The following is an 11,571-nucleotide window of genomic DNA, read 5'->3' as shown; positions in this document are numbered from 1 at the left end:
TCGGCGCACCCGCGACTCCCACGCGGGCCCAAACGACCGTTAAGCTGACCGGGTGGGAACCGACGAGCTGTATCCCGCCGACCGGCTGGCCGCCGCGCGGCGCGCCACCGCCGTGGTCGGCCTGGACGCGCTGTTGCTCACCCCCGGCTCGGACCTGCGCTATCTGACCGGCTATGACGCGCACGCCGGTGAGCGGTTGACCTGCCTGGTGCTGCCCGCCGAGGGCGAGGCCACGCTGATCGTCCCCACCCTGGAGCGCCCGGCCGCCGAGGCGTCCCCGGCGCCGGCCACCGGCGTCCGGATCGTCGACCACGGCGACGGCAGCGACCCGTACCCGCTGCTCGTGGCCGCCCTGGGCGGTCCGGTCGGCGCGGTCGGGCTGGCCGACCGGATGTGGGCCGAGCAGGTGCTGGCCCTCCGCGCCGCGCTGCCCGGCGCCGACCAGCGGCTCGCCTCCGAGGTGCTACGGGAGCTGCGGATCCGCAAGTCACCGGCCGAGGTGGCCGCGCTGGCGGAGGCGGGCGCGGCGATCGACGCGGTGCACGAGCGGATGGGGGAGTGGCTGCGCCCCGGCCGCACCGAGGCCGAGGTGGCCACCGACATCGCCGCGGCGATCCGGGCCGCCGGGCACGTGAGCGTCGACTTCGTCATCGTCGCCGCCGGCCCCAACGGCGCCAGCCCGCACCACGGCACCTCCGACCGGCCGATCGGGGCCGGCGAGCCGGTGGTGGTGGACATCGGCGGCACGATGGCCTCCGGCTACCGCTCCGACTGCACCCGCACCTACGTCGCCGGCGGCCCGCCGCCGGTCGAGTTCGTCGACTACTACGCGGTGCTGCACGAGGCGCAGCGCGCCGCGGTGGCCGCCGTCGCTCCCGGGATCACCGCCGAGGCGCTCGACGCGGTCGGCCGGGACGTCATCGCCGCCGCCGGCTACGGCGACGCCTTCCTGCACCGCAGCGGGCACGGCATCGGGCTCGACGGCCACGAGGAGCCCTACGTGGTGGCCGGCAACCCGCGGCCGATCGAGGCCGGCATGGCGTTCTCCATCGAACCCGGCATCTACCTGGCGGGCCGGCACGGCGCCCGCATCGAGGACATCGTCGTCTGCACCCCGGACGGCGTGGCACGGCTCAACACCACCCCCACGGAGCTCATCGCGCTATGAACGTCGACCGCATCCTCCCCACCGACGAGGCCCACGACCTGCTGGACCTCGCCACCGAACTCGCCGACCGGGAACTCGCCGGACGGGCCGCCGAGTTCGAGCAGCGCGCCGAGTTCCCGCGGGAGGTGCTGCGCACCCTCGGCCGGGCCGGCCTGCTCGGCCTGCCGTACGCCGAGGAGCACGGCGGCGCCGCCCAGCCGTACGAGGTGTACCTCCAGGTGCTGGAGATCCTGGCCAGCCGCTGGCTGGCGGTGGCCGAGGCGGTCAGCGTGCACACCCTGTCCTGCTACCCGGTGGCCCAGTTCGGCACCGTCGCGCAGCGCAAGTTGCTGCCCGACATGATCGGTGGCGAACTGCTCGGCGCGTACTGCCTCTCCGAGCCGCAGGGCGGCTCCGACGCGGCGGCGCTGACCACGAAGGCCGTCCGGGACGGCGACGACTACGTGGTCTCCGGCACCAAGGCGTGGATCACCCACGCCCGGGTCGCCGACTTCTACAACATCTTCTGCCGCACCGGCGGGCCCGGCGCGAGGGGCATCTCCTGCCTGCTCGCCGACCGGAACACCCCGGGCATCGCACCGCAGGCCGCGGAGCGGACCATGGGCCTGCACGCCTCCCCGGTGGCGCAGATCGCCTTCGACGAGGCCCGGGTGCCCGCCGACCGGCTGATCGGTGGCGAGGGGATGGGCTTCACCATCGCCATGTCCGCCCTGGACTCCGGCCGTCTCGGCATCGCCGCCTGCGCGGTCGGTCTGGCCCAGGCCGCCCTGGACTACGCCGTCGGCTACGCCCGGGAGCGGCAGCAGTTCGGCCGGTCCATCATCGACTTCCAGGGGCTCGGCTTCGGCCTGGCAGACGCGGCGACCCAGATCTCCGCCGCCCGCGCCCTGGTGCTGGCCGCCGCCCGGCTGCGCGACGCCGGCCGGCCGTACTCGATCGAGGCGGCCAAGGCGAAGCTCTTCGCCACCGACGTGGCGATGCGGGTGACCACCGACGCGGTGCAGGTCCTCGGCGGCGCCGGTTACGTGGCCGACCACCCGGTGGAGCGGTACATGCGCGAGGCGAAGGTGCTCCAGATCGTGGAGGGCACCAACCAGATCCAGCGGCTGGTCATCTCCCGCGCCCTCGCCAAGGGCTGAGCCGGTCCGTAACCTGGGCCGGTGACGTTCCCGAGGATCACCATCGACCCCGAGGTCATGGGCGGCGCGCCCTGTGTCCGGCAGTCCCGGATCCCGGTGGCGACGCTGCTGGCGATGCTGGCCGAGGGCATGACGGTCACCGACATCCTCACCGACCTGCCTTTCCTCGACGAGGCCGACATGGCCGAGGTGTTGAACTTCGCGGCCGACGCGGTGCGTGACCGCACGGCCCGCCCGGCGTGACGTCGGGGCGGGCCGTCGTCGCACCGCGGCGCGTTTACCGGTAGGTTGCTCGCCGTGGAGGAGATCGACCGGGCCATCGTCGCCGCGCTCACCGGGGACGGCCGGCTGTCGTACACCGACCTGGCCGAGAAGGTGGGGCTGTCGGTGTCCGCCGTGCACCAGCGGGTCCGCCGGCTGGAGCAGCGCGGGGTGATCCGGGGGTACGCGGCACGCGTCTCCTTCGAGGCGCTGGACCTGCCGTTGACGGCGTTCGTGGCGATCCGCCCGTTCGACCCGTCGCAGCCGGACGACGCGCCGGAGCGGCTGGCCCACCTGCCGGAGATCGACTCGTGTTACTCGGTGGCGGGGGAGGACTTCTACCTGCTGCTGGTGCGGGTCGCCGGCCCGGCCGACCTGGAGCGGGTGTTGCAGGAGATCCGGACGGCGGCGAACGTCACCACGCGGACGACGGTGGTGCTCTCCACGCCGTACGAGCACCGGGCGCCGAAGATCGGCTCCGAGCCGCCGGCTCGGCTGCGTCCCCGCGACGGCGGCTGAGCGAGGTCAGCCGCCGTTCCAGCGCAGGATGACCGGGCGGCCGTGCTCGTGGCCGAGGACGGAGACGGTGGCGGTGTCCAGGCGCAGCTTGCCGCCGCCGGCGGGCGGCAGGCCGATCCACCGGGCGCCGAGCACCCGCAGGCTGTGCCCGTGGCCGACCAGGGCGACGCTGCCGCGGTCCAGCAGGGGAGTGACCCGGGCCAGCAGCCGGTCGACCCGGGCGCCGATCTGCTCCGGTGTCTCCCCGCCGGGGCCGCCGTCGGCCCAGATGTTCCAGCCGGGGTGGTCGGCCTGGATGTCGTCGCTGGTGCGGCCCTCGTAGTCGCCGTAGTTCCACTCGGCCAGGTCCTCGTCGACCGCGTCGACGGTGAGGCCGGCGAGCTGGGCGGTGCGCAGGGCCCGCTGGCGGGGGCTGGACAGGACCCGGGCGAAGTGGCGGCCCACCAGCACGCCGCCGAGGGCGCGGGCCTGTCGCTCGCCGTCGGGGGTCAGCGGCAGGTCGGTGTATGAGGTGTGCCGGTGGCTGGCACTCCAGGTCGTCTCGCCATGGCGTACCAGCACGATCTCACTCACCCGCCCAGTTAACCACCGGTCCGTGGTTCGGGCCGGGTGAGCGTCCGCTTCACCCGCCACCCCTGGTCACCTATCTTCCTAGGATGCCCTACGCGAGGTGCCGACCGGCACCCGGTTTGCAGTCGATGGCACGGGGCAACCGACGGAGAACCGCACCCGATCGAAGGTCGAGGAGGCGAGATGAGCTTCACCGAGAAGGCGAAGAGCAAGGCCGAGGAGTTGAGCGGCGCCGCCAAGGAACGGCTCGGCGACATGACCGACAACGAGCGGATGCGCGCCGAGGGGGCCAGCCAGCAGAGCACGGCCAAGGCGCGGCAGGCCGGCGAGCACGTCAAGGACGCCGGTCGCGACGTCCGGAGCTCGTTCGAGAAGTGACCCCGGGCCCACGCGGGGGCTGCCGGATCTTCCGGCGGCCCCCGTCGTCGTGCCGTCTCCGCCTCGCCGACGGGTGGGGGTCGAGGTGACGGGGGCGGGTGGGGCGCCGCGGATGGCCGTTAGGGTCGCGGCGTGACGGTGCTGCGTTCCCTGGTGTTGTTCGTGCTGGCCGCGCTGGCGGAGATCGGCGGTGCCTGGCTGGTCTGGCAGGGCTGGCGGGAGCAGCGGGGCCTGTGGTGGGTGGCGGCCGGGGTGTTGGCGTTGGGTGCGTACGGGTTCGTCGCCACGTTGCAGCCGGATGCGAACTTCGGGCGGATCCTGGCGGCGTACGGGGGTGTGTTCGTGGCGGGGTCGCTGGTGTGGGGGATGGTGGTGGACGGGTTCCGCCCGGACCGCTGGGACCTGACCGGTGCGGTGATCTGCCTGGTCGGGGTGGCGGTGATCATGTACGCACCGCGGGGTGCCTGAGACGCGGCAGCGCCCCGCGACACGGGTCGCGGGGCGCCGGCGGGTGGTGCGGGGTCAGTCGTCGCGGTGGGCGGCCCACCAGGACTGGCCGGCCTCGGGCAGGGTGTCGATCGGGTCGTAGTAGGCGTAGCGCTTGTTGAGCGCTTCGAGGTCGGCGGACTCGATCGAGGTGCGGTAGTTCTTCGTCCAGTAGGAGATGCCGCGTTCGCGGTCGTACTCGGTGAGCATGTGCACCCAGCGCTTGCCGACGAAGGGGACGTCGCAGACGATGCGCGGGGTGGCGTAGCCGGGCAGGTAGCCCATGATGTCGTGCTGGAGCTGCTGGGCGTGCCAGACCGGGACCCGCCAGTGCTCGGCGTTGGGGATCATGTCGCACATGTAGAAGTAGTACGGCAGGATGCCGGCTTCGCCTTGGAGGGCGAAGCAGAGGTCGAGCAGGTCCTCGCTGGTGGCGTTGACGCCGCGCATGAGGACGCCCTGGTTGCGCACGTCGCGGACGCCGACGTCGAGGGCGGTCTGGGCGGCCTTGGCGACCAGCGGGGTGATCGACTGGGCGTGGTTGACGTGGGTGTGGATGGCGAGGTTGACGCCGCGGCGGGCGGCGGTGCGGGCGACTCGCTCCAGGCCTTCGACGACGTCGCTCTGGAGCCAGTGCTGGGGCAGGCCCATGAGGGCCTTGGTGGCGAGCCGGATGTCGCGAACGGTCTCCAGTTCGAGCAGCCGCATCAGGTACGACTCGAGGTTGCGCCACGGCACGTTGGCCACGTCACCGCCGGAGACGACGACGTCGCGTACGCCGGGGTGGGCCTTGAGGTAGGCGATGTGGGCGTCGTAGCGGTCGACGGGCTTGAGGGTGAGCTTGAGCTTGTCGACGGCGGGGGTGGAGTTGCCGACCAGGTCCATCCGGGTGCAGTGGCCGCAGTACTGCGGGCAGGTGGAGAGCAGTTCGGCGAGGACCTTGGTGGGGTAGCGGTGGGTGAGGCCTTCGGCGACCCACATGTCGTGCTCGTGGAGGCTGTCGCGGCTGGCGTAGGGGTGTGAGGGCCAGTCGGTGCGCCGGTCGGAGGCGACGGGGATCATGTAGCGCCGGATGGGGTCGGCGAGGAACGCCTCGGTGGTCATCGGCGCGAACGGCACCATCGTGTTGATCATTTGTGGCGGCACCAGCATGGACATGGTGGCCAGGGCCTTCTGGTCGGCCTCGAGGTCGGCGTAGAAGGTCTCGTCGACGGTGTCGCCGAGGACGGTGCGCAGCTGCTTGATGTTCTTGACGCAGTTGACGCGCTGCCACTGGGCGTTCTCCCACTGTTCGCGGGTGACGTGGCGCCAGCCGGGGAAGCGGGTCCAGTCGGGTTCGACCAGGGGGCTGCGTCGGTATTCGTAGGGCTGCCCTGCGGTCGGTACGGCGACCGGGGCGTGACGGGGCCCCGGGATGGTGTCAACCGGTTGGGTCTGGGTCACGGCCCCTCCTCGGATGGTGGCTCGGTTTTGATCAACGGTTCCGAAGGCTACTGGAAAATATCCGGTGAAGAAATTAGTCTGCCGTAAGTTTTCCCGCGATGCGAGCCCTGAGCAGGGCATCGGGCGGCAACAGGGGGAGGTCGGCGTGACGTCACCGGTGGGTCTGCACCGCGTCGTGGAACCGGCGGGGGTGCTGCCGCAGGCGGCCTGGCGGCTGGACGCCCGGCCCGAGATCGCCCCGAACGAGGTGCGCATCCGGGTTCAGCGGCTCAACCTGGACGCGGCGAGCTTCCGGCAGCTGTCGGAGAAGCACGGCGGGGACGGGGAGAAGGTCCGCGCCGAGGTGCTGGACATCGTCGCCACCCGCGGCAAGATGCAGAACCCGGTGACCGGCTCCGGCGGCATGCTGATCGGCACCGTGGAGGAGGCCGGCCGGCGTTCGCCGCTGGGCCTGCGGGCCGGTGACCGGGTGGCGACGCTGGTGTCGCTGACCCTGACGCCGCTGACCATCCTCGACGGGCTGGCCCGCTGGGACGGGCGCAGCGAGCAGGTGCCGTGCGACGGGTACGCGATCCTGTTCGCCCGCTCCATCGCCGCGGTGCTCCCCGACGACCTGCACCCGGAGCTGTCCCTGGCGGTGCTGGACGTGTGCGGGGCGCCGGCGTTGACCGCGCGGGTGGTGGCCGAGCAGGTGGCGCGGCGGCAGCGTGAGGGGGATCCCCGGCCGGTGGGCGTGGCCGTGATCGGTGGGGCCGGCAAGAGCGGGTCGCTGTCGCTGGCGGCGGCGCGGCGGGCGGGCGCGGGTCGTACCGTCGGGGTGGTGCCGGTGGTCGCGGAGCGCGACGCGCTGGCGGGCGTGGGTCTGGCCGACGCGGTGGCGTTGGCCGACGCCCGGGATCCGGTGGCGTTGTCGACGGCGGTGACCACCGCGTTGGGTGCGCCTGCGGACGTCACGGTGGTCTGCGTGGACGTGCCGGGTTGTGAGCACGGCGCGGTGCTGGCGACCGCCGACGGCGGCACGGTGATCTTCTTCTCGATGGCGACGAGCTTCGCGGCGGCGGCGTTGGGCGCGGAGGGCCTGGCGGCGGACGTGACGATGCTGGTGGGCAACGGGTACGTGCCGGGGCACGCGGAGCTGGCGTTGCAGTTGTTGCGGGCCGAGCCCGGGGTCCGTGCGTTGTTCACCGCCCGCCTGGCGGCAGACTGAATCCCATGACGAACCCCTCGACGACGCGCCCCTCAACGTTGTACCGCGGTGGCGTGCTGCACTGTCCGGCGGAGCCGAGCGCGACGGCGCTGCTGGTGCGCGACGGCCGGATCGCCTGGTTGGGCGTCGACGCGGACGCGCCGGCCGCCGACCGGGTGGTGGAGCTCGACGGTGCGCTGGTGACCCCGGCGTTCGTGGACGCGCACGTGCACGCCACGGACACCGGCCTGGCCCTGTCGGGGCTGGACCTGTCGTCGGTGCGTTCGGCGGGGGAGCTGCTGGACGCCGTCGCCTCGTTCGCGGGTGGGCTGCCGGCGGACGCGGTGGTGCTGGGGCACGGGTGGGACGAGTCGAACTGGGCGGACGCCACGCTGCCGGACGCGGACGGGGTGGACCGGGCGGCGGGTGGCCGGCGGGTGTACCTGTCGCAGGCGTCGATCCATTCGGCGTTGGTGTCGCGGGCGTTGCTGGCGGCGTGTCCGGACGCGGCGGCGGCGCCGGGTTTCGACGTGTCGGGGTGGCTGCGGCGCGACGCGCACCATGTGGTGCGGGCGGCGGCGCAGGGTTCGGTGACGCGGGCGCAGCGGGTGGCGGCGCAGCGGGTGGCCCTGGCGCACGCGGCGTCGTTGGGGATCGGGGCGGTGCACGAGTGCGGTGGTCCGGAGATCTCCGACGAGGAGGACTTCACCGGGCTGCTGGGCATCTCCGGGCAGGGGCTGCCGGAGGTGTACGGCTACTGGGGTGAGCTGGGTGGCGCGGCGCGGGCCCGGGAGCTGGGTGCGGTGGGCGCCGGGGGTGACCTGTTCGCCGACGGGGCGTTGGGGTCGCGGACGGCGCACGTGTCGGCGGCGTACCTGGACGGTGAGCCTGGCGGCTGCGGGCACGGGTACGTGAGCGCGGAGCAGGTGCGCGAGCATCTGCTGGACTGCGCGGCGCACGGCGTGCAGGGTGGTTTCCACGCCATCGGCGACGCGGCGATCTCCACGGTGCTGGAGGGTTTCGCGGGGGCGGCGGCGCGGCTGGGCACGGATCGGCTGCGGGCGGCGCGGCACCGGATCGAGCACGCGGAGATCATGAGCAAGCGGTTGATCGCCGGGTTCGTGGAGTACGGGATCGTGGCGTCGATGCAGCCGGCGTTCGACCGGTTGTGGGGTGGCGCGGGCCGGATGTACGAGTCGCGGTTGGGTCTGGACCGGTCGTTGGAGTCGAATCCGATGGGTGCGATGCACTCGGTCGGGGTGGCGTTGGCGTTCGGGTCGGATTCGCCGGTGACGCCGTTGGATCCGTGGGGTTCGGTGCGGGCGGCGGCGGCGCACCACAACCCGGTGCAGCGGATGAGTGTGCGGGCGGCGTTCGCGGCGCACACCCGTGGCGGGTGGCGGGCGGTGCACCTGGACAACGAGGGTGTGATCGCGTTGGGCGCGCCGGCGACGTTCGCGGTGTGGTCGACGCCGGCGGGGGTGGAGCGGGGGCTGCCGGTGTTGCAGGCCGAGGATCCGGAGGCGCGGGGCGCGGACGATGCGACGCCGCTGCCGGTGTGCCGGGCGACGGTGCTGCGCGGTGACGTGATCTATCAGGAGGGGTCCGCGTGAGCGGGCTGCCAGAGGAAGGTTCTTCGTGACAGGGAAGCTTGACCTGGATCCGGTGCTGGTGGCCCGGGCGCGGGAGTTGGCGCGGCGCGCCGGGCAGCCGGTGGTGGATCTGGCGCGCAGCCACACCACGGTGTCGGTGGAGCGGGCGGTGCTGCGGCTGGCCGGGGTGTCCGGTGCGGATCCGGACGGCATTCCGTGGGTGAACCGTCTCGTCGACGCGGTGGTCGCCGACGTCGGGTTGGGGCACGGGGTGGCGGCGCCGGTGTTCGACGCGATGGCCCGGGAGGGTCTGACCGATGTGACGTTGCTGGCGCAGAAGGCGGCGGCCGGGTCGGTGCGGTTCGCGGTGCCGGCGGGCAGGGCGGCCACCGCGGCCCGCCGGGCGGCCCGTAAGTCGGTGTCCGCCGGCATCCGGCAGGTGGACCGGCGGCGGGTCGAGCGGGACCGCCTCGTCAAGCGGTACGGGGATCCGAAGCAGCGGCCGTGGATCTACCTGATCGTGGCCACGGGCGACATCTACGAGGACATTCCGCAGGCGCAGGCGGCGGCGCGGGCCGGGGCGGACGTGATCGCGGTGATCCGGTCGACGGGGCAGTCGCTGTTGGACTACGTGCCGGAGGGGGCGACCCGGGAGGGGTTCGCCGGCACGTACGCCACGCAGGAGAACTTCCGGCTGATGCGGGCGGCGTTGGACACGTCGTCGAAGGAGCTGGGCCGGTACGTGCGGCTGACGAACTACGCGTCGGGGCTGTGCATGCCGGAGATGGCGACCCTCGCCGGCCTGGAGCGGCTCGACATGATGCTCAACGACTCGATGTACGGGATCCTGTTCCGGGACATCAACCCGATCCGCACGTTCGTGGACCAGCGGTTCTCCCGGCAGGTGCACGCCCGGGCGGGGATCATCATCAACACCGGTGAGGACAACTACCTGACCACCGCCGACGCGGTGGACGAGGCGCACACGGTGACGGTGTCGCAGCTGCTCAACGAGTACTTCGCGCACGAGGCGGGGTTGGCGGACTGGCAGTTGGGGCTGGGGCACGCGTTCGAGATCAACCCGGAGGTGCCGGAGTCGTTCCGGTTGGAGTTGGCGCACGCGCTGCTGGCCCGGGAGTTGTTCCCCGACGCGCCGTTGAAGTGGATGCCGCCGACGAAGCACATGACCGGGGACGTGTTCCGGGGGAACCTGCTCGACGGGTTCTTCAACCTGGTGGGCACCATGACCGGGCAGGGGATCCTGCTGGTGGGGATGATGACCGAGGCGGTGGTGACGCCGTGGTTGTCGGACCGGGACATCGCCCTGCAGAACGTCCGCTATGTGCTGGGCGCGGCCGGTGGGTTGCACGAGGACTTCGTGCCGGCGCCGGGCGGGTTCATCCAGCAGCGCGCCAACCGGGTTCTCGGTGAGGCGCTGGACCTGTTGGAGCGCATCGGTGACCAGTCGCTGCTGTCGGCGATCGCCGAGGGCACGTTCGGGATCATGAAGCGGCCCGCGGACCGGGGCAAGGGTCTTTCCGGGGTGGCGCGGCACGAGGCCGACTACTTCAACCCGGCGTCGGATCTGCTGGAGGAGGGGGCGACCCGATGAGCAGCGAGGAGCGCAGCGCCTTGCACGGTCACCCGGTGGGGCCGGGCGACAAGCGGGTCGTGCGGCCGTACGGCGACACCAGCGGCGACGGGATGGTGCAGATCAGTTTCACCCTGCCGGTGCCGCACACGAAGCGGGCCGAGGGCGCGGCGGTGCAGCTGGCGAACAAGATGGGCATGGACCCGGCGATGCTGGTGCACGCCAAGCCGATCGGTGACGGGTTCACCTTCTTCGTCGTCTACGGGCGGGTCAACCACCTGGTGGACATGGCCGAGGTGCACGTGGTGGAGCGGGACTATCCGCTGCTGGGCGCCAAGGAGGTCAACGCGGTGGTGAAGCAGAGGTTGCGGCGCAAGCTGTCGGTGGTGGGGGCGTGCATCGGCACCGACGCGCACACCGTGGGCATCGACGCGATCCTCAACGTCAAGGGCATCGCGGGGGAGAAGGGCCTGGAGTACTACCGGGAGTTGAAGGTCACCAACCTGGGTGCGCAGGTCAGCGTGCCGGAGCTGGTGGAGGCCGCCCGGTTGGAGCGCGCGGACGCGGTGCTGGTGTCGCAGGTGGTGACGCAGCGCGACGCGCACCTGCACAACACCCGGGAGATGTCGGCGGCGTTCCGGGAGGCGATGCCGGCGGGCAGGCGGCCGTTGCTGATCGTCGGCGGGCCGCGGTTCGACGAGACGATGACCGCCGAGTTGGGCGTGGACCGGATCTTCGGCCGGGGCACCACCCCCGGTGAGGTGGCGTCGTACCTGGTCCACGCGTTGATCACGAGCAGGAAGCAGAAGGCATGAGTGAGCTGGACCCCCGGGTCGGCCTGACGGTCACCCACCGCCGGTACGTGCCGTACTCCCACGCCCACTACGCGGGGAACCTGGTCGACGGGGCGTACGCGTTGGGGTTGTTCGGGGACGTCGCCACGGAGGTGTGCATCCGCACCGACGGGGACGAGGGGTTGTTCGCCTCCTACTCCGACGTGCAGTTCCGCAACGCGATGAAGGCCGGTGACGTGCTGGAGGTGACGGCGACGGTGACCCGGGTGGGTACCCGCAGCCGGGGCATCGACTTCGAGGCGCGGGTGGTGTGCCGGGGTCGCCCGGACCGGGGCGAGTCGGCCGCGGAGGTCCTCGACACCCCGATCGTGGCGGTCACGGCGACCGGCACCGTGGTCGTACCCGCTGCGGCGTGAGCGCTGCGAGCCCCGCGGCCGGGAACGA

13 protein-coding genes are annotated in these 11,571 nt (G+C 72.5%); 11 read left to right on the top strand and 2 right to left on the bottom strand.

Translation table 11 applies throughout. The features are described 5' to 3' along the window. Positions 1–52 precede the first annotated feature (52 nt). From GA0070564_RS15145 to GA0070564_RS15130, 4 genes are read left to right on the top strand one after another with little or no spacing between them, the layout of a single operon-like run. A complete protein-coding gene (locus tag GA0070564_RS15145) occupies positions 53–1,168 on the top strand; it encodes a M24 family metallopeptidase (RefSeq protein WP_091609293.1) in 1,116 nt (371 codons plus the stop codon). Next, entirely contained in the window at positions 1,165–2,307 is a 1,143-nt protein-coding gene (locus GA0070564_RS15140; RefSeq protein WP_091609292.1) for an acyl-CoA dehydrogenase family protein, read from the top strand. Before GA0070564_RS15145 ends, GA0070564_RS15140 begins: the two co-directional genes overlap by 4 nt. A 21-nt stretch (positions 2,308–2,328) precedes the next feature. Then, the gene (locus GA0070564_RS15135) at positions 2,329–2,550 is read left to right on the top strand and encodes a DUF433 domain-containing protein (protein ID WP_091609291.1); all 222 of its coding nucleotides are present in this window, start codon (positions 2,329–2,331) and stop codon (positions 2,548–2,550) included. A gap of 54 nt (positions 2,551–2,604) precedes the next feature. Beyond that, positions 2,605–3,087 (top strand): Lrp/AsnC family transcriptional regulator, encoded by a 483-nt coding sequence (locus tag GA0070564_RS15130; RefSeq protein WP_091609290.1) that lies wholly within the window; start codon positions 2,605–2,607, stop codon positions 3,085–3,087. 6 nt (positions 3,088–3,093) lie between these two features. Here the strand turns inward: GA0070564_RS15130 and GA0070564_RS15125 are convergent, their stop codons facing one another. Beyond that, on the bottom strand, positions 3,094–3,660 hold the full coding sequence (locus tag GA0070564_RS15125) for a histidine phosphatase family protein (RefSeq protein WP_091609289.1): 567 nt from the start codon (positions 3,658–3,660) through the stop codon (positions 3,094–3,096). A 180-nt stretch (positions 3,661–3,840) separates the two neighbouring features. Here GA0070564_RS15125 and GA0070564_RS15120 point away from each other — a divergent pair, with 180 nt between their 5' ends. After that, on the top strand, positions 3,841–4,035 hold the full coding sequence (locus GA0070564_RS15120; RefSeq protein WP_091609288.1) for a CsbD family protein: 195 nt from the start codon (positions 3,841–3,843) through the stop codon (positions 4,033–4,035). 132 nt (positions 4,036–4,167) lie between these two features. Continuing rightward, positions 4,168–4,503 (top strand): YnfA family protein, encoded by a 336-nt coding sequence (locus tag GA0070564_RS15115; RefSeq protein WP_091609287.1) that lies wholly within the window; start codon positions 4,168–4,170, stop codon positions 4,501–4,503. A gap of 54 nt (positions 4,504–4,557) precedes the next feature. Here the strand turns inward: GA0070564_RS15115 and GA0070564_RS15110 are convergent, their stop codons facing one another. Beyond that, a complete protein-coding gene (locus GA0070564_RS15110) occupies positions 4,558–5,964 on the bottom strand; it encodes a KamA family radical SAM protein (RefSeq protein ID WP_091609286.1) in 1,407 nt (468 codons plus the stop codon). Positions 5,965–6,109: 145 nt separating this feature from the next. On the opposite strand from GA0070564_RS15110, the gene kdd reads away from it, so the two are divergent. From kdd to kal, 5 genes are read left to right on the top strand one after another with little or no spacing between them, the layout of a single operon-like run. Beyond that, positions 6,110–7,171, top strand: a complete 1,062-nt coding sequence (gene kdd / locus GA0070564_RS15105; RefSeq protein WP_091609285.1) for an L-erythro-3,5-diaminohexanoate dehydrogenase — start codon at positions 6,110–6,112, stop codon at positions 7,169–7,171. A gap of 5 nt (positions 7,172–7,176) precedes the next feature. Continuing rightward, positions 7,177–8,763, top strand: a complete 1,587-nt coding sequence (locus tag GA0070564_RS15100; RefSeq protein ID WP_091609284.1) for an amidohydrolase — start codon at positions 7,177–7,179, stop codon at positions 8,761–8,763. Between the two features lie 25 nt (positions 8,764–8,788). Next, positions 8,789–10,354 (top strand): lysine 5,6-aminomutase subunit alpha, encoded by a 1,566-nt coding sequence (gene kamD, locus GA0070564_RS15095; protein ID WP_091609283.1) that lies wholly within the window; start codon positions 8,789–8,791, stop codon positions 10,352–10,354. Beyond that, positions 10,351–11,148 (top strand): lysine 5,6-aminomutase subunit beta, encoded by a 798-nt coding sequence (gene kamE, locus GA0070564_RS15090; protein WP_091609282.1) that lies wholly within the window; start codon positions 10,351–10,353, stop codon positions 11,146–11,148. The genes kamD and kamE overlap by 4 nt, the downstream gene beginning before the upstream one ends. Further along, complete coding sequence (gene kal, locus GA0070564_RS15085) at positions 11,145–11,543, top strand: 3-aminobutyryl-CoA ammonia lyase (RefSeq protein WP_091609281.1); 399 nt, start codon at positions 11,145–11,147, stop codon at positions 11,541–11,543. Before kamE ends, kal begins: the two co-directional genes overlap by 4 nt. The last annotated feature ends 28 nt before the right edge of the window (positions 11,544–11,571 follow it).

Origin of the sequence: Micromonospora mirobrigensis (assembly GCF_900091555.1) — a bacterium.
Taxonomy (GTDB): Bacteria; Actinomycetota; Actinomycetes; order Mycobacteriales; family Micromonosporaceae; genus Micromonospora; species Micromonospora mirobrigensis.
This window is presented reverse-complemented; position numbering and strand designations above follow the sequence as displayed.